This window comes from uncultured Duncaniella sp. (assembly GCF_910577345.1).
Taxonomy (GTDB): domain Bacteria; phylum Bacteroidota; class Bacteroidia; order Bacteroidales; family Muribaculaceae; genus Duncaniella.
This window is the reverse complement of record NZ_CAJTMT010000003.1, coordinates 15,447-37,400: the sequence shown is the minus strand read 5'-3', so window position 1 is coordinate 37,400 and position 21,954 is coordinate 15,447. Positions and strand designations below refer to the sequence as shown.

The window sequence follows — 21,954 nt, the reverse complement described above, 5'->3', positions numbered from 1 at the left end:
TTTGAAGTATGAAATGCCCAGAAGCCATAAAACGCTATTTTTGCCGGCGTCCGAGTTCACTGACAAACATAGCGTTTTATGGCTTTCTAGGCATTTCCATATAATGAGTCCTGAGGAAAGTGATTACGAGTGGCGGTGGAGGAGTTCTTTTTCGAGGTCGGGGAGGGTGAGGCCCATCTGTTCGATGAGGACGAGGAGGTGGTAGATGAGGTCGCAGGCTTCGTAGGAGAAGCGGTCCTTGTTGCCGTCGACGGCTTCCACGACTGACTCGACCGCTTCCTCGCCGACTTTCTGGGCGATTTTTTTCACGCCTTTTATGAAAAGTTTGGTGGTGTAGCTGTCCTCGGGCATCTCGGCGTGGCGCTGTTGGATGAGCCGTGAGAGCGAACGGATGAAGCCGTCCTCCGCCGGGGTGTCGAAACAAGAGATGGTGCCGCGATGACAGGTCGGGCCGTGGGGGACGGCCTTTATTAATAAGGTGTCGCCGTCGCAGTCGGCATACATGTCGACCACGTCAAGGAAGTGGCCGCTCGTTTCGCCTTTGGTCCAGAGGCAGGAGCGGGTGCGGCTGTAGAATGTCACATGGCCGGATGATAGCGTGAGGTCAAATGCCTCGCGGTTCATGTAGCCGAGCATGAGCACACGGAGTGTGACGGAGTCCTGAATGATTACGGGTAGGAGGCCGTCCGCACATTTATCGAGTTTGAAATCGTCGAAAGTCATAGTCTAACGGGTATATTTCGTTTGTTGAGTTCTTGTTTGAGTTCGGAGATGGAGATTTCACCATAGTGGAAGATGGATGCTGCGAGGGCGGCATCGGCTTTGCCGGCAGTGAGCACATCGGCAATGTCGTCCACCGATCCGGCGCCTCCCGAGGCGATGATGGGGATATTGACTTCTGCGGCGAGATGGGCAAAGACATCGCAGGGGTAGCCTGAGCGGGTGCCGTCATGGTTCATGGATGTAAACATAATTTCTCCCGCGCCGTTCTGTTCGGCCTCGCGCGCCCAACTGAAGAGCTCGCGGTCGCTCAGCCGGTTTCCTCCGTGGGTGGTGACGTGCCAGATGCCGTCGTCGGTCAGGCGTGCGTCTATCGCCACGACCACAAACTGGCTTCCGTAGCGGGTGGCGATTTCCGAAATCAGTTTAGGATTGGGGACGGCGGCAGAATTGACGGTGATCTTGTCGGCGCCTGCATCGAGGAGGCGAGAGGCATCGTCAAGCGAGGCAATGCCACCACCGACTGTGAAGGGGATGTTGAGGCGGTCGGCAATACGGCCCACGAGCTGAGCGAAGGTGTTACGGCCCTCAAGGGTTGCGCTGATGTCGAGAAACACCAGTTCGTCGGCTCCTTCCCGGGCATAGCGCGCACCGAGTTCAACCGGGTCGCCGACATCGGTTAGCCCTACAAAATTCACACCTTTCACGGTGCGTCCGTCCTTGACGTCAAGACATGGGATTATGCGTTTGGCAAGCATTATTAATATTGTTTATTTAAAATATGTGTAGAAATTTCTGTTTGGAAGCTACAAATATAGTGTTTTTCCATGAAATTGCGAAAAGCTTGCTGTCGTGACTACAGAGTGTTAAAATGGCTATATCGGTGGCCAAATGTTAAAATAAGGTTTGATAAATGACAAATTTTTATACTTTTTTGCTAAAAAATAGGGACTGAAAGAAAAAACTCTAAAAAAAAGTTTGGTAAGTAAATAAAATGTCTTACCTTTGCGGTGTTTTTGAAGCTTAAAATTGTTTTATAATTTAATCAAAAAGAAAAAATGAAAAAGTTAGTTTTATTACTCGCTGTTGTTTTCAGCGCATCACTTTTCTCTTGCGGTTCTTCTGACAAGGCTGCCGCTGCTGCTGACTCTGCTGCTGTAGTAGAAGAAGTTGCTGTTGAAGAAGTAGTTGTTGCTGATTCAGTTCCCGCTGACAGCGTAGCTGCTCCCGCTGACTCTGTAGCTGCTGCTGAATAATTTCAGCCGACATAGTCGCACTTTTACAGACAAAAGAAAAAATCAAGCTGATTGCTCAGACAGAGCGACCAGCTTCTTTTTTTGTGCGGTTTTCTATTGAAATTTGTATTTTTGACCACATTGATGGCATTTGACGATTATTAACGGCTAAAATAAAGAAAAAATAGCTAATTTTGTCCTTGAAGTCGGTCCGGGCGGTTTGAACCGGTCGCGACAGGCTTCGATGGAAAGGATTTTTTTCATTTCACTCATGAAGATAGCAAATATAGATTTAGGGGAGCGTCCGGTGATGCTCGCTCCGATGGAAGATGTGACCGACCGCTCTTTTCGCCTGATGTGTAAGGAGCAGGGGGCTTCCATGGTCTACACTGAATTTGTGAGTGCCGATGCACTTGTGCGCGACATCCCGTCGACAACGCGGAAACTTTCAATTGACCCCGGTGAACGTCCCACGGCCATCCAGATATATGGACGCGAGGTCGAGCCTATGGTTGAGGCTGCGCGGATTGTCGAGGCAGCCGGGCCTGACATAATCGACATCAATTTCGGATGTCCTGTCAAGAAGGTTGCCGGAAAGGGTGCGGGTGCCGGTATGCTCCGCGATATTCCTAAGATGCTTGAGATCACCCGTGCCGTGGTGGATGCCGTGAAGCTTCCGGTGACTGTGAAGACGCGCCTCGGCTGGGACCATGAATCAAAAATTATCGTCACCCTTGCCGAACAGCTTCAGGATTGCGGCATACGCGCCTTGACCGTCCACGGCAGGACACGCTCGCAGATGTATAACGGCTCCGCTGATTGGGAGATGATTGCACGGGTGAAGGAGAACCCCCGTCTGACCATCCCACTTATCGGCAACGGCGACATCACTACCCCTGAGCTTGCCCGCGATGCCTTTGACCGTTACGGAGTGGACGGTGTGATGGTTGGCCGTGCGTCGATAGGCGCCCCCTGGATTTTCCGCGACATCCGCAGTCTGATTGACTCCGACGGCAATGCGCCGCTTGGTGTGAAGGAGAAGTTTGATCTTATCCGCCGTCAGATACGCGAAAGCGTTGACAGGATTGATGAATATCGTGGCATACTTCATATCCGCCGTCATCTTGCCGCGTCACCTCTTTTCAAGGGGATTGCCAATTTCCGCAACACGCGAATTGAAATGCTCCGCGCCTCCACGCTCGACGACCTTCTCGCCGTGCTTGCCCGCGTCGAAGAAATAGTAACAGAAAACCAATCAAACCAAGAATGAAAATGAACAAGAAAGCTTTTTTCTCTCTTCTGCTCTTGCTTGGCTTCGTGAGCGCATATTCAGCTGACCTCGTGAAGTATGAGCTTAATGTAGGTGAATTCCATGAACTCAAGGTGGTCGACGGTATCAACGTCGTCTATTCCTGCCATCCCGACTCTGCCGGTCTGGCGGTATTTACCTGCCCTTCATCTCAGGCTTCGGCCTTCATTTTCAATAACAAGAAAGGCAAACTCTCCATGCAGGTCTCGACTGAGCATGTCGGAGTGGCCAATCTTCCCGTAATCACTGTCTATTCGACCTATCTCACCAAGGTCGAGAATTCGGGCGATTCGCTCGTGAAGGTGGTGAATGTGGCTCAAGGACCGAAATTTTCTGCAAAACTCATCGGCAACGGCCGCATTTCAGTCCACGATGTGAAAGCTACCGAGGTGAGCGCCGCCATCTCGACCGGAAACGGCACTCTCGCCATCACCGGTGTGTGTGACCATGCCAATTTCAATTTCATGGGCACCGGCGTGATTCAAGCTGACGACCTGCAGGCTCAGACTGCAAGCGTGAAAGCCGGTGGAACGGGCTCAATCGGATTGTGGGCAACCAAATCGTTCACAGTTATGGGTGCCGGAAGCACAAAGGTCTACTACAAGGGATCGCCTGAAATCAAGAACCGTTCTGTCGGTATCAAGACCTTCCCATTTGGTAAATAAATCCTCCGTCCGAATACATACTGACTTGACAGATGAGCGGAAATTCCGGTGAGGAGGGGAATCTGAAGACTGCGGTCGCGCGTACCATAAAGTGGAACGTGATTGACCGTGTGTCGTCCCAGGTGCTTTATGCCGTCACCGGTATAGTACTCGCAAGGATGCTCTCGCAGGAGGACTTCGGCCTCGTCACCGCCATTCTTGTCTTTCAGGCATTTGCATCGCTTTTTATTGACAGCGGGTTCTCGTCGGCGCTCATTCAGCGCAAGGATCCGACCCGCCTCGACTACTCGACCGTGCTGTGGTTCAACCTCGGCACGGCCGTTGTGCTTTATATAATCCTCTTTTTCGCATCGCCGTGGATTGCAACGCTTTTTGGCGGGGATGAGCGTCTGATTCCGCTTGCGAGGGTGATGTTTCTGTCGTTCATACTCAATGCAAGCGCTATCGTGCAGACCAATATGCTGATGAAGCGGATGGAGGTTAAGATGGTTGCGGTCAGCAATTCCGTTGGGCTTATAGCGGGGTCGGTCATCGGTATATACATGGCCGTCACGGGGTGGGGCGCATGGGCCATAGTGTGGCAGAACATAGCCATCGCGTCGGTCAAGTCGCTTATCCTTTGGTTGACAGGTGGCTGGAGGCCTCTATATGCGTTCTCGATGGAGTCGCTGAGAAGCTGTTTCGCCGTAGGTAGTGGAGTGATGGTCACATCGTTTCTCAATACCGCTTTCCAGAATATTTCCGGATTTTTTATCGGTCTTAAAGTCGGACTCGCGCCTTTGGGCTACTACGGTCAGGCCGACAAGTGGAGCAAAATGGGAGTCATGTCGCTCTCGCAGGTGCTGACGGCTTCCTTCCTCCCTCTTCTCTCAAAGGTGCAGGACGATGAGGAGCGCTATGCGCGTATGTGTGCGAAGACGCATCGTTTCACAGCCTATCTGCTGTTTCCGGCAATGGGGCTGCTGGTCGTCATGGCTGCTCCGATTTTCCATACTCTTTTCGGGACGAAGTGGGATCCGTCGATACCGCTCTTTCAGATTCTGCTCGGCCAGGGTATTTTCACTGTGCTGATGCTCCTTTACCGCAATTTCATTCTCGGGCTCGGCAAGGCGAAGTTGCTTGTCGTGACGGAGGTGGTGCGCGATGTCACGGCTGTTGTCGCGATTATTCTTGTCCTGCCTTACATTGGCTTGGAGACTCCGGAGTCGCCCGTCGAGGGGTTGAAATACCTGCTTTTCGGCCAGTTTATTGCGTCGGCTCTGACGTGGGGAGCGACGCTCTATTATGTCATACGTCTTACCCACCGGTCGCTGTGGGCTTATCTTTTTGACCTTGCGCCTTATTGCGTGTTGACGGCATTGATAATGGTGCCGTGCTTGCTGATAGGACAACTTGATGTCCATCCGCTTGCCATCTGCGTGATGCAGGGCTTGACGGCTCTGGCCCTCTATCTCGGCTGCAATTATCTGATGCGCTCCAAGATCCAGCGCGACGCAATAGCCTATTTCCGGGGTAGGCTTTGAAATGTGTCATTGGGCTGCTTGATGGTGGAAGAGATGAATGGTGATGGCTATAGATGGGGTGATGTATGGTAGGGTCTATGGATGGAGTGATGCATGGTATGGCCTATGAATGAGGTGAGGTATGGTAGGGCCTATGTATGGGGTGAAGTATGGTAGGATTTGTGGCTGGGGCTATCTGCTAACTATAATCAAGGAAATGTGGATCAGGATTGGATGTCCGCAGGACATCGATTTTTTCGTAACCCTGTACATCGAAGCGAAGCGGAGATGTGCAGGGCAAGTCCATGCTCTATTTTGAAAGGTGTCTGAAAGACACCGATTTACCATTCTGGCTGGCCGTGCTGCCACGATAATCGATGTCCTCCGGACATCTTTTTTGAGATATTATCTATCCCCGCACATCTGCGCTACGCTCCGATGTACGGGGTTACGGAAAAATCGGTGTCCTGCGGACACCCGCGAGTGTTGCTATCCTATGTGTGTAGCGTGAGCAGTGTGGAATCGGCTGTGTGCCGTCAGCATATGTGGAGTTAGCATGTGTGGAGTCGGCAGTGTAGCGTCGGCAGTGTGGAGTCGGCATGTGTGGAGTCAGCATGTGTGGAGTCGGCAGTGTGCCGTCAGCATGTGTGAAGTCAGCAGTGTGGAGTCGGCTGTGTGCCGTCAGCATGTGTGTAGTGTGTAGTCAGGATGTCTGCGGTCACATGTGTGGAGCTTGCCCTTATCTCCTGTGAGATGGTGTTATTTGGATTTGGCGGTGTGGTTATTTTGGGCTAAATTTGCATAGTATTATTGATATGATTCACTAACCGACCGCTATGGGAGAAGTAACCTTCGAGATTCACGAAAGTATCGCACCGCTTAAGGAAATTTGGAACGATTTTGATGCTTTAGCCAACATCAGAATCGCTGATAGCAGAATGCCTAAAATCGACTACACATTCTATCAGACCTACAGATGGAATGAGTTTGTTGAGCGCTACAATAGCCCGAAGGCTGCCGTGAGGTTAGGACTCAAACATATTGAATACATCCTTGCAAAACAGGATGGTAAGCCTGTGGCAATAATGCCTCTGATGGTGTCGTCCGGGAAGGTCGAGATGACATCATGGCGCACGTCAGGTGTCAATAATGTGGTTTCTCCGTGGCACGGAGTCGCTGAAAAGAAAGAGGTATTCATCGCGCTTGCCGATTTTATCCGTGCGCGATACAAGGGGAAGAAACTCAGATTGTTTGACATGCCGACCGATACTGATTTTACCCGCGCGTTGGCTGCTCTTCCCGGTGCATCCTATTCGGAGCGTGGCAGTTATCATATCCCGCTGTGTGAATTTGAAAATTTCGATGCCTACTATGCATCACTCAACAAAAAGCTGCGCCACAATATCCAGACGCGCAGCAATCATTTCAAGCATGGCGACCTCACCTGTGAACTGAAGGTATTCACCCGCCATTCAGCACCTTCCGCAGAGTATTGGAGGAAGATATGGAAGCTTTTCTTTATGCGCAAGAATGTGTGGCGCAAACGTGAGATTACCGCTCTACGCAAGCTTGTCTGCGCATGGGAAGTGCGCAAGGAATGCTCGGGTGGATTGAAGATGGAGAGTTTCAAGGAGCTTGATGAGACAGTCCTGTTTTCGTTCGAAATCAACGGCGAGCCGGCGGCTTTCGCTTTCCTCTATCTCCACGACGGCTATATCCTCGTCCCGAAGCTTGCCATAGATACCGAACAACGCGCCCACGCACCCGGAATTCTCATGCTAAAGGAGATTATGAAATGGTGCTATGAGCGCGGTGTAAAGGATTTCGACCTATGCCGTGGAGAGGAGCCTTACAAACAGCAGATGGGAGCCGTCAATGAGCCGGTCTGCCGTGTGGTGGTGAAGGCTTAAGGTTGGATTTTTTTGAAATAGTCCATAAGGGCGGCGATTGCACGGTCGTTACCTCCGCCAATGACATTTTCGCCTGCAAGTCCGTCAGAGAATCCGACAATTCCTCCGAGGTGTTCGTCCTCTCCGGATGAATCCAGAGGCAGTATTCGTTTTACCTTGGCATCGCTTACCAAAGCCATGGCCTTGAACCAAAGGTCGTCAGCGGTAGGTGCGAGGGTCAGGAACTTGCTTTCATCGAGTATCTCATCATTGAACACCTTAGGCGGATAGATTACGCCGCCTACTCCTGTAGCGAAATTTTTGTCAGATTCCTCCAGCGGTTTTGCATTCCGCCATTTTTTATATGGCTTGAGTTTGCCATTTTTATCGAATGCAATTTTGGTTACACGGTTACCCCATATTACATCGGGCTCGGCCAAGTGTGCTCTTACAAGGCGGTCAATCAGGCTTATGTCATACATCACGTCATCATCTACAGTGATAATGGCTGCCTCGGGGCAAAGTCTGAGTGTGGGAATCAGTTTTGTATAAGAACGTAGATCTTGACAAAAACGGATTTCAAGACCTCTTTTTTCGAGAAGTGTGAGGGTTGCGGGTAGCTCTTTCCCTGAAAATTCCTCTTCGCTCAACCACAGGATGATACGGTTTGCTTTGCGGGATTGGCGCATGAGGGATGAGATGGCCAGATATGCGGTTTCGATTCGCTTTCCGTATGTGGTGAGAGATATTACAATCTCATGGTCGCAATACATCTGTTCGCTTGTACCGGGTTCTTTTGAGTAGAGGGTTTCCGAGTCAAGGAGTATGCGGTAATCGTCAATTTTTATACGTTTTCGGAGTTTGCCGATACCAAAGAAGTTTTTTATGTCTTTGATAACATGCTTTAGTGCCATAGTGTCAAATCGTATGTTTCTGTATGTGTTATAAAATTACGTTGCTGTGCAGGATCGTAAATCGGTGTCCTTGCGGACACCATTTCATCACTTGCTTTCATATCCCCGCACATCATCGCTGCGCTCGATGTACGGGGTTACGAATAAATCGGTGTCCTGCGGACACCATTTCATCGCTTGCTTTCATATCCCCGCACATCATCGCTGCGCTCGATGTACGGGGTTACGAATAAATCGGTGTCCTGCGGACACCATTTCATCACTTGCTTTCTTCTCCCCGCACATCATCGCTGCGCTTGATGTACGGGGTTACGAGTAAATCGGTGTCCTGCGGACACCATCTATTTCACTGATACGTTGTCAGCTTGTTTTACTGATACGTTGTCAGTTTATTTTACTGATACGTTGTCAGCGTTCATGCGGTCCATGTAGCTTTGGATTATGGCGCACATTTCAGTGTACATATCCTGCTGGATATTACCGGGAAGCTTGTCTTTCAGATTATTTTTGAGGAGAGGGTCCTCGCGGTAGTTGTAGATTTCGGAAATGTCGCGTCCATTCTCCATGCGCATCACATAGTCGCCCTTGAAGAACTGGGGATAGAAATCCCAGTTGAAGGCCCAGGTCTCCTCGGCAGGAGTGTTGAGTACGTCTTTGCCGAATGCAATGTAGGGACGGTCATAGCCGACATAGTTGAGCATGGTGGGCATGATGTCCATCTGCTGCATGATGCCGGGTTGACGGCCTGTGGGGAGTTCGCCGGACGGGTCATAGATGATGATGGGAACGCGGAAGCCTCCAACCTCACCCATGTAGACATCGTGGGTACGCTTGCTGCTGGCATGGTCGGCTGTGATTATGAAGATTGTGTTATCGAACCAAGGCTGCTTGCGTGCGCTCTCAAAGAAGCGTTTGATTGAATAGTCCGCGTAGCGGATGCACTTATGTAGCTTGTGGAGACCTTCGTCAACAAACACATCCTTGTATTTTTCCGGAACAGCGAAGGGATGGTGTGAGGACAGGGTGAACACACTTGCCATGAACGGCTGCGGAAGTTCGCTGAGTTCAGCGCAGAAGAACTGTAGGAAAGGTTCGTCCCAGATTCCCCATTTGCCGTCAAACTCCTTCATGCCACCGAAACGGGAATCAGCCACGAATTCGTTTTTGCCGAAATACTTCTCGACACCGGCCTGCTTCACGAAGGCATTGAAGCCAAGCGATTCATTGTCGGCTCCGTGGAAGAAGGCTGTGGAGTAGCCCATGTTCTTCAGTTCGCTTGCGAGTGAATTGATGTGGTTGAGGGAGTGAGGCGAGAGGACGAAGGGACGGTCCATTCGGGGGATGGATGCGAGTACCGATGGGATTGCGTCGATGCTGAAACCGCCGTTGGCGAATGTCTGGTCGAAATAAAGACTTTGTTGGAGAAGCGAGTCGGTGAAGGGGGTGTAACCCTTGTAGGTACCGTTGTCGAGATCCTTGTTGAGTGCGCCGACAAATTCTTGTGCGAAGCTTTCGACGATGAAGATTACAATGTTTTTCTTTCGGAGCGTAAGCGAATCGGCGGGGAGATGCAAGGGACTGTAGACTGCTTCCAGTTCCTCCTCGCTCTCAAACAGTCGTGGTGTCTGTACGGCAATCTGATTGACCGTGCGTATCATCGAGAATGGAGTGTTGAGGACAATACCGGTCTGGATAGGTTCGGTGACGAACTTGTGGGCATAGTTGACCGAGATGGGGCGGGTAGCTGTCATGAAGGTGTTGCCGCGCATTCCGCAGATTGCTATTGGAGCAATCAGGAGCAATGTGACAATCTGAGTGATGTAATAGCGCTTTCGTGGCTTGACCGGAGTTTCCGGGAAGCGGTAGCATTTCCATAGGAAGAAAATCATCAGGGCGGCGATGACGACGAAATACCAATGGCTTACGATTTCGACCCCGACGATGCCGCCAATGTTGTTGTCGCCCTGGAATTCCTGAAAGAGTGCCATCGACGAACGGTGTTTTCGGAACTCGAAGAATACCGAATCAGCGAGATTGGCAAAAATGGCTATAGAGTTGATGATGATATAGAGCCATTTGGTCAACATCTGAAACCATCGTGTTTCCTTGAAGTGCAAAGGAAACAGATAGAGAAGTATGACGATTGCGTTTGTATAGAAAATCGCCGAGGTGTCGAAGCGGAAACCTCCGAGGGTGATATGGTAGAAGGTTGACCATGACATGTTGGCGCTGAAGAGGTTCCAGTTTTCAAAAAGAAAACACAGACGGCACACTTCATAACAGATGTAGACCCAAAGCAGGTTGAGAATCAGCCCGACAGGGTTGGAGTGGATGAATCTGTAGTTTTTTCTTGTGTAATAGTTACCTGAATTATACATTGTTGTTTTCACTTGATTGTCTTGTTTTGCGGTTTAGACCCACTCTTATCTGTTCGCTAAATCTTCATATAGTTTCTGGAGGATGGCGCGTCCTTTGCGTTCGCGTCCGGGGTCGGCTCCTTCGATGGCTTCGTCGGATACGTTGTCGACAATCGTCGAGCCGCGTTCGTCGGTCAGCATGAAGCCGTTGGTGTATGTGTGGAAAGAGAATGGTTCCTTATATGTGTCGGCGAGAATGTCGCGACTGAAGATGAATTCATCGTGCGGAAGGTTCATCTGTCCCAACAGTGTGGCTGCGAGGTCGGTCTGGCTCATGATGGTGTCGATGCGTCCGCTCTCAGCCAAGGCTCCTCCGGTGAGGAGGATGGGGATATGGGCATATTTCTGACGCGACACGGGATTGTGGGAGGCATTGTAGCCGTGGTCGGCCACACAGATGATGAGCAGGTCGTCCCAGGCGGGAGTTTTCTTTATCCTGTCGACGAATTCGCCGAAGCAGTGGTCGGTGTAGGCGAATGAGTTTCCGACCTCATCGTCGGGCAGGCGGTTGTAGGGGACGGTGAAAGGCTCGTGGGAGCTGAGGGTCTGGAAGGTGGTGAACCAGCGCTCCCCCTTGCGGGTCTTTTCCATTATGTCGTCATAGATAAAGTCGAACATGTAGCCGTCCTGAATGCCCCATTTGCATGTCGGTGCGGATGTCGGGAAATCTTTCTGGCTGACGAGAGTGTCGTGGCCCGACGCGAGATAATAGTCCGACTTATGCATTATCGTCAGTTCTCCTCCGTGGACGGCAGTGGTGACATAGCCCTCCTCCTTTAACCGGCGTGGCAGGGCAGGGAGGTTGGGGAGTTTGCGGGTGTAGCGTATGACGCTCGTTGTCGGCTGTCCGAGGTAGCCGCTTAATATGCAGACGAGTCCACGGTCAGTGCGGAAACTTCCGGCTGTGCAACGGGTGAAAAGGACGCCCCCGTCATCGGCGATGCGGTCGAAGTTGACAGCCACATCCTTCTTCCCTCCGAGCGAGGGGACGAATTCCGCCCCGAGGCTTTCCCAGACCACAAGCAGGATGTTTGGCCTGTCGGTGCGCAGCAGTTTCCTTTCCGGAGTGCCGGAGGTCGGGAAGAGCGGATTGAGGATGTCCTCACATTCCTTTTCGTCGAAGAAGCGGAATTTACCTTTGAATTCATCCTTCGTTCCGAGGGAGTAAATCATGTTGTAGGCCGGATTCAATGCCCAGTGGTTGAAAAACGGAGTTTTGCTGTAGTAGACCACACTCGGGTTGTTCGGGCGGATTTTCAACCCGCGGATGATTGCGAAAAGCAAACCAATCATCACTGCCATGACGAGAAAGACAAGCAGACACTTCCACCATTCGAGCCAAGAGCCTGACAGTAGGGCGGATGAGCATTTCGCGGATATGAATTCCGCTCCTGCAAAGAAAATTCCGGCGCAGACAAACACCACCGAGAATGCAACGATGAGATATGTCGTCGATACGCTTGCGAAGGCTCCTTTGAGCGACCGCAGGTAGACAAACACCGAAGCATCTATCTTATAGTTCCAGAATCGGTAGAGCAGGGTGTCGGCGATACAAATAAGCGCGACGGCAAGAGAGATGACGACATTGTAGACGGTCAGTACAACCCCGACGTTGAAACAGGGAAGCATGGTGTGGATCGCGCTGATGAGAAGTGGGAGAGCCGTGAGATATGAGGCTATGATGAGGTCCGATACAAGGCCGTGGGAATAGACCTGGCGGACATCCTTGAATGTGGTTTTCTCGGGGTTGACACTCCGGTTGTAAAGACCGAAAAGCGGTTTCTGCACGATTTCGAAGAATGCAGTGCAGAAAACGAAATATATAATGGTGAAAAGAGCGAATCCAAACATGCAAGATTATTTTTTGCCGGTGACTTGTCTGACTTTTTCGACAATGATGTCGGGGGATAGTTTGCGCATACAGTCGAAATGGCCCTTCGGACACTCCGGTGAACCGCCGACAGTGCATGGCTGACAAGGGATGTCGAGGTATACGGCGCGGTCGGCCGTCTGTCCGTAGCTCATGAATCCGCAGGCCGGTATGGTGCTCCCCCAGATGCTGATGACCGGGGTACCGGCGAGTGAGGCCATGTGTTGGTTGGACGAGTCCATACTTATCATTGCACTCATGGCTCCCATGAGCGCGATTTCATCTTCGAGGGGATAGGTGCCTGCGAGTGATGTGCAGTTCTCAGCTTTTGCAGCCCATTTCTGCAACTCTTCAGCTTCGGCTCCGCGTCCGCCGAAAAGATAGGTGTGATAGCCCTCCGCACTGAGTTTGCTGATGACTTCCTGCATCATTTCTGCCGGGTAGGTCTTGTTGAAATAGCGTGCGAACGGGGCTATGCCTATGGCAGGACGGGCCGGTTCAAATGGCAAAGTCGGAGTGGAGTTTTCGTAAAGGCTCTTGAACGTCAGTTCTATCGGATAGCCAAGGCGTGCGAACACCGAGGCATAGCGGTCGATGAAAGCCGGTTGCGTTTCTCCGGTTCGGAACAGTTCCCTACGCTTGTCGCGCATCTTGTCGACCATCTCGACTTTCACGCCGCGCAGACGGAAGTAGTTGTCGATAATCCATGAACGGAGCACGTTGTGGAGGTCGGCAACATAGTCCGGTTTCAGTTTGCCGAGGCGTTTGAGGAGTTTCAATGTGCCCCGGACACCTTTGTACTCTCCCTTGAAATCAATGCCAATGACATTGACATTGGCAGGGGGATTTATGAAAAGACGTGCGAAGAAGGGGCGTGTCACCACGTCGATTTTCAGAGCCGGATAGCGCAAGGCGAGGGAGTAGATGGCCGGAACGGTCATTGCAACGTCGCCGAGAGCCGACAGGCGGATTATCAGAATGCGTTTATCTTCGTTTGCCATTTGGGAGAGTTGTGAGTTTTGAGTTTTTAGTTTTTAGTTCCGCATACCAATTGTGGGTGCGGTTTGGCATACGCGCTGCAGCGCGTCCCTACAAATATATCGGGAAGATGTGAAATATATCGGGCTGATGGGTTGTATGATCAGTGCAACTGGCCGGTGAGGCGGAAATAGCGGGCGGCGGTCAGACGTGCTATCAGAAGTTCGCGTTCGCGGTCACGGAATTCATCAACGTAGGCGTGGGCGTGTTCAATGATTGCCTCCGCTTTCTCAGGATGAGCGATGTAGTATTCCAGTTTCTCAATGAGGTCGGAGTAGTCCGGTTTTATCTCGATGTAATGGTAATCCGGGATGAGTTTTCCCTCCATGAACCATGATTCTATGCGGGGACGCGGCATGACTGCCACGGAGTTGGACGACATCACCCATTTCAGATTGGTCGCCACATCGTGGCCTTCGATGCTTGCAATGAATTTGTAGTCGAGCTGCTCTTCCATCGGGACGTAGGGTTTGATGAAACGCGGGTCGGCCGCATCCTTATTGATTTGGCCTATGTCACACATCGGATGGTCGATATATTTTTCGAGCATGAGTGAGCGCTGGGGCTGACAGCGGACCACGTTGCGGAAAATCATCATGTCCTTCTTGTCCCTGAAACGGCGGGTGTCGGTGATGAAGCGGAAATGGCGCACTTTATTGAGCGGCATCAGGACGGTGTTGCTTTTGCCGTTGGTGATGGGGCGCGCTTTGGCAAAGGTCACGGTTGGGAAGTCCCAATCGACATCTCCGAATTTGTATGTGAAACGGCATCTGTCGGGGAAGCAGCGCACACATTCGTAGAGATCGAAGAAATATGTGGTCAGCTTGTGTTTGGCCTTCCACGGGAAGTGGAAGTCGCCGACTCTCACGGCTTCCGACTCATCGATTTTCGCACCCTCTCCGCAGCGGGCATAGTAGTCCACGCGTCGGTCAATCGCCTCAAGCTCCTTGGAGCTGAGACGCTTGACATCGAAGCGGTAGATTGCGCGGAAAAGGACATCAGGCATGAAGTAGCGGGAGAAATTTCCCGTGAAGAACGAGATGCGCTGATAGCCTTTTATGAGGGAGCGGAAATCGGTGCGGATTCTCATTGGCTGACTACTTGTTAAGTTCCTTCAGATATGCCTCGACGCCGTCAATGTCCTTGCGGTTGTCGACCGAGAGCGATTTGCAGTGGCAGTTGTAGTAGTAAATGGGCTTGTGGTTTTCGAGGAAGCGGAATGAGTCGTTTTCCTCGATTTTCTCGATGGGACCGCGCGGAGTGTTGTGGTAGAAGTCAAGAGCCTTGCGTGTGAATGCTCCGACACCTACGAATTTGTGGAACACATAGTCCATCGCTCCCTTGGGATAGGGGATGGGGCTGCGCGAGATGAAGAGGCAGCGGTCATCCTTGGCGGTGACGATTTTCAGATTTGTGGCATCGACAACCTCGACGGGGTTTGTGAAGTCGGTCATGAGGTTGCTGACATAGAAGTCGTCGGCTTTCAGGTCTGCAGGGATGCACTGGATGATGGCATCGCGAGTGAGCAGAGGCTCGTCGCCGTTTACCATTACATAGAGGTCTGCGTCGATGCGGGTTGAAACCTCGTAGAGGCGTTCGGTGGCCGTGTCGTGGTCCGAGCGGGTCATCACAACCTTTGCTCCGAAGGATTCGGCTGCGGCCTTGATCTTTTCGCTGTCGGTAGCGACATAGACCTCTTCAAACATTTCCACTTCCTTGCAGTGGTCATAGACCCATTGAATCATGGGCTTTCCGCAGATGAGTGCGAGGGGCTTTTCAAAGAAGCGGCTTGATTCGGCACGGGCCGGAATCACACAGATTATTTTCATTTTGCAGGAGTTACGGGTTAAAAAAGTATAGTTGTTGAAATTTAGATTGACGATTATTGATATTTCCATCGGCGATGTGACCACAGCCAGAGGCCGGGACGGCGGCGGATGGTTTCCTCGAGCATCTCCATGTAGCGGCGGGTGTAGGGCGATTCCTCTGTCATGTCGGAGGGCTTTATCTCCTTGACCGTGAAATGATAGTGGCCGCGCTTTGGTTTCTCGACATCGAGGTAGAGATAGGCGGCGTTGATGCGGTTGCCGATTTCCTCTCCACCGGGGCTGAATGGAGTGACTTGGTTGAGGAATGTGGTGCGGTGATGGGAAACGGAGATGTTTGCGCGGTGGTCAGAGATGAAGCCGGTGATGAATTTCCGTCCTTCGTTGCGCCATCGTATCAGTGTGCGGAACACCTGTTTCTGCGGCACCGAGACCGGGTTGAATCGGGAGCGCACTTTGAGCATCAGGCGGTCGAAGGCTTTGTCGTGCTGAGGCTTGTAGACCTGAGCGCAGAATTCAGGGGTATTGAAGTGGCGGACAATAGCCGGTACCCACTCCCAGTTTGCGTAATGGCCGAGGTAGAGGACCACGGGGTGACCCTCTTCGATGAGACGGTCGACAATCTCTCCGCCTGTGACCTTTATGCGCTTGTCGACCTCACGGTCACTTATATGGAGAAGTTTGACAGTCTCGACAATATTGTCGGTGAATTGACGGTAGAAATCCTTTTCAATCTCACGGAGTTCCTTCTCGTCTTTTTCTGGGAAGGAATTGCGCAGATTCTGCCTGACAATTTTGCGGCGGTATTTCAGACCTTTGGCAAGGATGAGATACAGGAAGTCACTGATACCGTAAAGCACGGGGAAGGGGAGCAGGGAGAGTGCGCCGAATGTCCCGCGGTAGAGAGCATATTTCAGTTTTTCGCGCATAGTTCCTCTTTGATTTTATTGACTACTCGCCGGGTGGCACCGGCATTTTTGCTTACATAGAAGGCGGCTTTCTCGGCGATTTCTCGGAGCCGGGCATCGTTGTCCTTAAGACTGCTGAACCATCTGTTGAGCTCTTCGGGAGTGGCGGTGATGTTGCCTATTCCAAGTTCCATCATTTCGCGTGTGACCACCTTGCGCTTGACGTTTGGGCCGAAAGCGACAGGCAAGCCGTAGACCGCAGGCTCGATGACGCTGTGGAGGAGCTTGGTGAAGCCTCCCCCGACGTAGGCCCATGTCGCGTAGCGGTAAATGTAGGCCAAAGCTCCGACGAAGTCTATCACCAACACCTGTGCGTCCTTGAAATCAGTGTGCTTGTCACATTTGGAGTAGAAAAGTGTCTTGCCTTCCAGTTTCTCTTCAAGGTGACGGAGGATTGAAGGTGAGATTTCGTGGGGGACTATGATGAAGCGGGTGTCGCGGTGTCTGTTGGCAAGTTGTGTCACCATCTCCAGGTCCTCGTCATCGTGGAGGCTTCCTGCGATAAAGACCTTGTGGTGGCCGGTGAATTGCTCGACAATCTTGTCTTTCCAGGGCGTGGAGGCGACGAGGGTGACATTGTCGAAGAGCGGGTCGCCGTTGACTGTCACATTCTCAATTCCGAGACTTTCGAGCAGTTTGCGTGATTCATCGTTCAGAACGAAAATCTCCTTGAAACATCCGATGCTTTTGCGGTAGAGCTTGCCATACCATTTGAAGAATGCACTGTCCTTGCGGATGACGGATGATACGAGATAGGCGGGGATGGCGCGCCGGTGTAGCTCGTTGAGATAGCAGTGCCAGTATTCGGAAACCATGAAAACTGCGCAGTCGGGGCGCAGAAGGTCGAGAAAACGGTTGACATTGGCCGAGGTGTCGAAGGGAAGATAGAGCACTGCGTCAACTCCGGCAGGAAGTTTATTTTTCAGTGCTTCATAGCCGGTCGGGGAGAAGAAGGTCAGGACTATGTTGTAGTCGCAGCTTTCCTTCAGTAGGTTGATGATGGGACGGGCTATGCCGAATTCGCCCAACGAAGCGGCGTGGATCCATACCGTTGGCCGGTTCCGGTCAAGATTGCCGAGAATACTTTCAGCTTCGCGCAACGCTTGTTTTTGCCCGCGCGCGAAGCGGATGAACTTCGACGGCTTCTCGCCTCGTACAGTGCCGGCGATTGTCAGCAGTGCGCGACGTCCCATTCTCATTCCTAAATCGTATATCTCAAGCATAGAGTCCGGTCGGTAGGGTAGTGAAATGTATGGCTTTTCGCCGCTTTTCGCATTGAAAAACGGAAGAGAAGCCTCATTTTAGAGCGCAAAATTACGATAAATGTTTGAATTAATTCAATAAAAATGTTCTAATTTTGCATCTGAATCACCGACATGCTTATATGGAAATCAGATTTGAACCGATAATAGGCGAGATTGCGCCCGAACTGCAGGTTGTTGCCATCGAGGCTACAGTGGTAAATAAGCCCACTCCTGACGAACTTTGGGCTCTCATTGACCGCGCCGCATCGGATCTCCGCGAAGTGACGGAGCTTTCCGACATAAACAAACGTCCCGGAATCAAAGCCACCCGTGAGGCTTACAAGGCTTGTGGAAAGGAACCTAATCGCTACCGTCCGTCGGCCGAGGCGCTTTCGCGTCGTGCCGTGAAGGGGATGGAGCTGTATCGCATCAACACCCTTGTTGACCTCATCAATCTCGTGTCGCTGCAATCGGGCTATTCCATCGGAGGTTTCGATGCCGGCAAGATTGATGGCGATGTGATGACTCTCGGCGTAGGGCGCGAGGGTGAACCGTTCGAGGGTATAGGCCGCGGTGAATTTAACATCGCGAACATGCCCGTCTATCGCGACGGCACAGGTGGGGTCGGTACGCCGACAAGCGATAATGAGCGCACGAAACTCGACATCGACACCACCCGTCTGCTCATCTGTATCAATATCTATGGCATTGAGATGCCTGTCGACGATGTCGTCGCCTTCACTGTCGCGCTTCTTGAGAAGTATGCCGATGCGACAGATATTTCGGTCAATATGTATAAGCCTAATCTTTAATCATCAAATTCCATGCCCATGAAGACTCTAAGGATGTATCCGACCAGCATTAATGAACGCTATCTTGACGAGGCTGTCGATTGTCTGAAAGATGGCGGTGTCATCATCTATCCGACCGACACGCTCTATGCCATCGGCTGCGATGCCCTCAACAATTCGGCGATTGAGCGCCTGTGTAAGATAAAGGGTGTCAACCCGCAGAAGCAGACCCTGTCGGTGGTGTGCGACGGAATATCAATGGCGAGCGAGTATGCGCGTATCGACAATGAGGCATTCCGCATCCTCCGTGCCAATCTTCCGGGACCGTTCACCTTCATTCTTCCTGCTGCCACATCCCTCCCGAAAGTGTTCAAGGGACGCAAGGAGGTGGGCATACGAGTGCCTGACAATCCTATTACGCGTGCAATCGCCGAGCGTCTCGGTCATCCGATACTTTCTTCGTCGTTGAAGGTTGACGATGAAGTTCCTGAATTCGATGCTCATGAGCTTGCCAACGCATTTGAGGGCGTGGCTTCGCTGCTGATTGACGACGGCGAGAGCGGCAACGGTGATGCAGGTTGGGTGCCCGGTCCGTCGACCGTGGTTGACCTCACCGACAGTTCATCGCCTGAAATCATCCGCGAGGGAAGGGGCGAACTGCAATAAGCAAATCGAAGATATGGATGAGCAGGACTCTATAATTGTCGAATCCTACAGCGATGTCTGTGCGCAGGAGTGGGATGAGTTTGTCAGAAAGTCGCGTAATGGGACCTTCTTGTTCGAGCGTCCTTACATGGACTACCATAAGGACCGGTTCACGGATTGCTCTCTTGTCTTCAGACAGCGCAAGAACGGCAGGATAATCTGTCTGCTCCCTGCATCTGTCAGCGGGGAGACTGTCGTGTCACACGGAGGTCTTACCTACGGTGGCTTCATCATGCCTCCCGATGGCCTTGATGGCGGGAAACTTCTCAATGTCATGGCTGCTGCCGTGGATTTCTATCGTGGGAAGGGGCTGAAGAAGTTGCGCTACAAGATGATACCTTATATCTATCACCGTTATCCTTCTGACGAAGATTATTATGCCTTGTTCAGAGCCTCGGCCGGATTGGTTGAGACGAACCTGTCGTCGGTGATAGAGCTTGACAACGCCTATCGTTTTGATGAGCGCAGCAGACGCAACATGTCAAAGGCCATGAGGGCAGGTGTCGTCGTAAAGGAGAGCGAAGATTTCGGTGGATACTGGCATATTCTTGAGGAAGTGCTAATGTCGCGTCATTCTGTGAAACCAGTCCACAGTCTGGCTGAAATCCAATTGCTGAAGGCCCGCTTCCCCGAAAATATAAGGCTGTTTACGGCTACCGACAGTAGCGGGGAGATAATAGCAGGCTCATTGCTCTACTACACGCCGACATGCGTACATGCGCAATACATAGCTGCATCCGAGAGTGGCAGGAAGACAGGGGCCTTGTCGCTGCTTTTCCATCACATTATCACTCAGGAGTGTGGCGGAGCCAAGTATTTCGACTTCGGGACATGCAACGAAGACCACGGCTTGTATCTCAACGAAGGTCTGCTCCTCCAGAAAAACGGCTTCGGCGGCAGAGGAATCGTCTATAATATATTTGAAATAGATCTGACCGCTTGACAATGTGGATGGATGATCCCAATCAATCCTCCCGACATTGATTCCTCCAATGTGGAAGGACGAATTCTCTCTATCTTTACTGACATGTCCAAAACGGACGTGAAAATTTGTCAGTTTGCATCAATCGTAATACTGTCTGTGCAGTACTGTATTATCCGGGGATTATGTGTTATTATAATTGCTATCGTCCCTTTAAGCACGGGAATCAGTCTGTCCATCAGTATTGATTCTGTTTCTGTGTCAAGAGCGGAGGTAGGCTCGTCAAGAATTACCATTATTCCCATTGAAGAACTGGCAGAGGTCCGTGAGGAAAGGTAGTGTAGCCTGAGGACAGCCCGGGCAATAGCTATGCGTTGAGCCTGTCCTTCGCTCAGACCATGTCCGCGTTCGCCGCAAGGCGTGTCAACTCCATCCGGCAAATCGTAGACAAATTCAGCTGCGGAGATACGGAGGGCTCTGCGCATGTCATTTTCCGTGGCATTGCTGTCGCCCATAAGTAGATTGCTGCGAATTGTGCCACTCATAAGACTATTACCTTGAGGGACATAGACGATATTGGAACAACGGTGGTGAATTGAACCCGAACTCGGTTTAAAAGCTCCTGTCAGAAGCATTGTAAGGGTTGTCTTTCCTGCACCGGTTTCCCCACAGAGGGCTGTGATACTGTCGGGAGGGAAGGTGTGGAAAAAATTTTTTAAAGTGGGAGCTGTGGAATCGGGATATTGGAATGTCACGTTTTCGAATGAAATCCCGTTCAGATTTTTTTTGGACGATCCACTCTTGTCCGGTTCATCAGGTGTCGTTTTGTCAATGCTATTGTCGGCAGTCGGGAAGTTGCTTGCAGGCAGATGGCTATTGCACATTGCAGAAGCGGCGTCAGTGTCTATGTCAGCGAGACGTTCCAGTGCTACCCCTGCTTGGGCAATCGGTGAGAAGCGTCGGGAAAGGTCTACGGCAGGGCGCTGAACCATAGCTACAAGTTGCAGGAACGCCGTCATCATTGCGTAGGAGACAGTGCCGTCGCGCAGTCCTGCGACACACCACAGGAACATCACGGCATAGCCGGTCATGAATCCGGCTGTTACTGCACCTCCGGTGAAGATTGATATGTCATTACGACGCATGGAAAGGCTGAAGAATCTGGACTGACATTCGTCGAATTCATCGGCTGTAGCTTCGCGTCGTCCGAGTGTCAGTATGAGCAACCGGTGCTGGAGGTCCTCCTGCATGATTTTATGAAGACTGGTTTCCTCATTTCGTATCTTCCTTGTGAGTGCACGGTTTTTCTGCATGAAGATTTTCCCTAAGAGGAGAGCGGCAGGCATGACGGCTGTGACGATGACCGCTATTCTAAAATCCATCAAACTGAGAAATATGAAGGCTCCAGCGAGATGAATGAGCGTGATGATGGCACCAGGGATTGTGGAGCACAGAGCGGAAGAGGCGGTGGAGACGTCAGATGAGAGACGGTTGACAGCATCTGCCGAGTGAGTCTGCCTTCGGCCACTGAATGGAGCTGACAGCATCTGTCTGAATAGCCGTGAGCGCATTGATGAGGAGCAACGGATGATGCTCCATGCTTCGATGTGTCGTGAGATATTTGTCAGCAAAAGTTGAAGAAAGAGGGCACAACACAGTAAGACGCCAACTAAAAAGAGCTCGTAGTCTGAATTGCGTCCGGTTGCGATATCGACAGCTTCGCGTGTAAGCCAGACGAATGATAATGAGGCTGCGGTTGCGAGAATGCCACAGACTATGTTTCCAATGATTCCGCGACGGACACCGTCCGCTTTTCTCCAAAGATTGACTATGGTAGAGAAAAACGAGAAGCCTTCATCTGATTTGCGGGATATTGATGTTGTCATTGGTTTGTTGGTGAGGAGTGATTCAGGTTATAGATGGGTTCTACATTATTGTA

General features: G+C 51.4%; 20 protein-coding genes. 8 read left to right on the top strand and 12 right to left on the bottom strand.

Annotated features, from left to right (window positions below; genetic code table 11):
* Positions 1 to 123: 123 nt before the first annotated feature.
* Positions 124 to 723, bottom strand: a complete 600-nt coding sequence (gene hisIE, locus QZ310_RS02160) for a bifunctional phosphoribosyl-AMP cyclohydrolase/phosphoribosyl-ATP diphosphatase HisIE (RefSeq protein WP_297069905.1) — start codon at positions 721 to 723, stop codon at positions 124 to 126.
* Positions 720 to 1,478, bottom strand: a complete 759-nt coding sequence (hisF, locus tag QZ310_RS02155; protein WP_297069903.1) for an imidazole glycerol phosphate synthase subunit HisF — start codon at positions 1,476 to 1,478, stop codon at positions 720 to 722. The genes hisIE and hisF overlap by 4 nt, the downstream gene beginning before the upstream one ends.
* A 300-nt stretch (positions 1,479 to 1,778) precedes the next feature.
* Between hisF and QZ310_RS02150 the strand changes: the two genes are divergently transcribed.
* The 4 genes from QZ310_RS02150 to QZ310_RS02135 all read left to right on the top strand — a co-directional run bounded on the left by QZ310_RS02150 (position 1,779) and on the right by QZ310_RS02135 (position 5,452).
* A complete protein-coding gene (locus QZ310_RS02150; RefSeq protein WP_297069901.1) occupies positions 1,779 to 1,976 on the top strand; it encodes an entericidin in 198 nt (65 codons plus the stop codon).
* Positions 1,977 to 2,226: 250 nt separating this feature from the next.
* Complete coding sequence (gene dusB, locus QZ310_RS02145) at positions 2,227 to 3,225, top strand: tRNA dihydrouridine synthase DusB (RefSeq protein WP_297069899.1); 999 nt, start codon at positions 2,227 to 2,229, stop codon at positions 3,223 to 3,225.
* 2 nt (positions 3,226 to 3,227) lie between these two features.
* Positions 3,228 to 3,929: a DUF2807 domain-containing protein gene (locus tag QZ310_RS02140; protein ID WP_297069897.1), complete on the top strand. Its 702-nt coding sequence runs from the start codon at positions 3,228 to 3,230 to the stop codon at positions 3,927 to 3,929.
* 32 nt (positions 3,930 to 3,961) lie between these two features.
* A complete protein-coding gene (locus QZ310_RS02135; RefSeq protein ID WP_297069895.1) occupies positions 3,962 to 5,452 on the top strand; it encodes a lipopolysaccharide biosynthesis protein in 1,491 nt (496 codons plus the stop codon).
* A 427-nt stretch (positions 5,453 to 5,879) separates the two neighbouring features.
* Here the strand turns inward: QZ310_RS02135 and QZ310_RS02130 are convergent, their stop codons facing one another.
* Complete coding sequence (locus QZ310_RS02130; RefSeq protein WP_297069893.1) at positions 5,880 to 6,119, bottom strand: hypothetical protein; 240 nt, start codon at positions 6,117 to 6,119, stop codon at positions 5,880 to 5,882.
* Between the two features lie 148 nt (positions 6,120 to 6,267).
* On the opposite strand from QZ310_RS02130, the gene QZ310_RS02125 reads away from it, so the two are divergent.
* Positions 6,268 to 7,341 (top strand): GNAT family N-acetyltransferase, encoded by a 1,074-nt coding sequence (locus QZ310_RS02125; protein ID WP_297069891.1) that lies wholly within the window; start codon positions 6,268 to 6,270, stop codon positions 7,339 to 7,341.
* Here QZ310_RS02125 and QZ310_RS02120 read toward each other — a convergent pair.
* The 8 genes from QZ310_RS02120 to QZ310_RS02085 all read right to left on the bottom strand — a co-directional run bounded on the left by QZ310_RS02120 (position 7,338) and on the right by QZ310_RS02085 (position 17,576).
* Positions 7,338 to 8,234: a hypothetical protein gene (locus QZ310_RS02120; RefSeq protein ID WP_297069889.1), complete on the bottom strand. Its 897-nt coding sequence runs from the start codon at positions 8,232 to 8,234 to the stop codon at positions 7,338 to 7,340. The two genes, QZ310_RS02125 and QZ310_RS02120, sit on opposite strands and share 4 nt — an antisense overlap.
* Positions 8,235 to 8,623: 389 nt before the next feature.
* Positions 8,624 to 10,612 carry an LTA synthase family protein gene (locus QZ310_RS02115; RefSeq protein WP_297069887.1) on the bottom strand — a complete coding sequence of 663 codons (1,989 nt, stop codon included), beginning with the start codon at positions 10,610 to 10,612 and terminating at the stop codon, positions 8,624 to 8,626.
* A gap of 45 nt (positions 10,613 to 10,657) precedes the next feature.
* Positions 10,658 to 12,502 carry an LTA synthase family protein gene (locus QZ310_RS02110; RefSeq protein ID WP_297069885.1) on the bottom strand — a complete coding sequence of 615 codons (1,845 nt, stop codon included), beginning with the start codon at positions 12,500 to 12,502 and terminating at the stop codon, positions 10,658 to 10,660.
* A 6-nt stretch (positions 12,503 to 12,508) separates the two neighbouring features.
* A complete protein-coding gene (locus tag QZ310_RS02105) occupies positions 12,509 to 13,522 on the bottom strand; it encodes a glycosyltransferase family 9 protein (RefSeq protein ID WP_297069883.1) in 1,014 nt (337 codons plus the stop codon).
* A 140-nt stretch (positions 13,523 to 13,662) separates the two neighbouring features.
* Positions 13,663 to 14,649 carry a glycosyl transferase family 90 gene (locus QZ310_RS02100; protein WP_297069881.1) on the bottom strand — a complete coding sequence of 329 codons (987 nt, stop codon included), beginning with the start codon at positions 14,647 to 14,649 and terminating at the stop codon, positions 13,663 to 13,665.
* A 7-nt stretch (positions 14,650 to 14,656) separates the two neighbouring features.
* Entirely contained in the window at positions 14,657 to 15,388 is a 732-nt protein-coding gene (locus QZ310_RS02095) for a 3-deoxy-manno-octulosonate cytidylyltransferase (protein ID WP_297069879.1), read from the bottom strand.
* A gap of 53 nt (positions 15,389 to 15,441) precedes the next feature.
* Positions 15,442 to 16,314, bottom strand: coding sequence for a lysophospholipid acyltransferase family protein (locus QZ310_RS02090; protein WP_297069876.1), 873 nt, complete (start codon positions 16,312 to 16,314; stop codon positions 15,442 to 15,444).
* Positions 16,299 to 17,576 (bottom strand): glycosyltransferase N-terminal domain-containing protein, encoded by a 1,278-nt coding sequence (locus QZ310_RS02085; RefSeq protein WP_297069874.1) that lies wholly within the window; start codon positions 17,574 to 17,576, stop codon positions 16,299 to 16,301. Before QZ310_RS02085 ends, QZ310_RS02090 begins: the two co-directional genes overlap by 16 nt.
* A 161-nt stretch (positions 17,577 to 17,737) precedes the next feature.
* Here QZ310_RS02085 and QZ310_RS02080 point away from each other — a divergent pair, with 161 nt between their 5' ends.
* From QZ310_RS02080 to QZ310_RS02070, 3 genes are read left to right on the top strand one after another with little or no spacing between them, the layout of a single operon-like run.
* Positions 17,738 to 18,409, top strand: a complete 672-nt coding sequence (locus QZ310_RS02080) for a phenylalanine--tRNA ligase beta subunit-related protein (protein ID WP_297069872.1) — start codon at positions 17,738 to 17,740, stop codon at positions 18,407 to 18,409.
* An 18-nt stretch (positions 18,410 to 18,427) separates the two neighbouring features.
* Positions 18,428 to 19,054 carry an L-threonylcarbamoyladenylate synthase gene (locus QZ310_RS02075; RefSeq protein WP_297069869.1) on the top strand — a complete coding sequence of 209 codons (627 nt, stop codon included), beginning with the start codon at positions 18,428 to 18,430 and terminating at the stop codon, positions 19,052 to 19,054.
* Between the two features lie 13 nt (positions 19,055 to 19,067).
* Entirely contained in the window at positions 19,068 to 20,036 is a 969-nt protein-coding gene (locus QZ310_RS02070; RefSeq protein ID WP_297069867.1) for a GNAT family N-acetyltransferase, read from the top strand.
* Positions 20,037 to 20,146: 110 nt separating this feature from the next.
* On the opposite strand, the gene QZ310_RS02065 is transcribed toward QZ310_RS02070, so the two are convergent.
* Positions 20,147 to 21,901, bottom strand: coding sequence for an ABC transporter ATP-binding protein (locus QZ310_RS02065; RefSeq protein WP_297069865.1), 1,755 nt, complete (start codon positions 21,899 to 21,901; stop codon positions 20,147 to 20,149).
* Between the last annotated feature and the right edge of the window lie 53 nt (positions 21,902 to 21,954).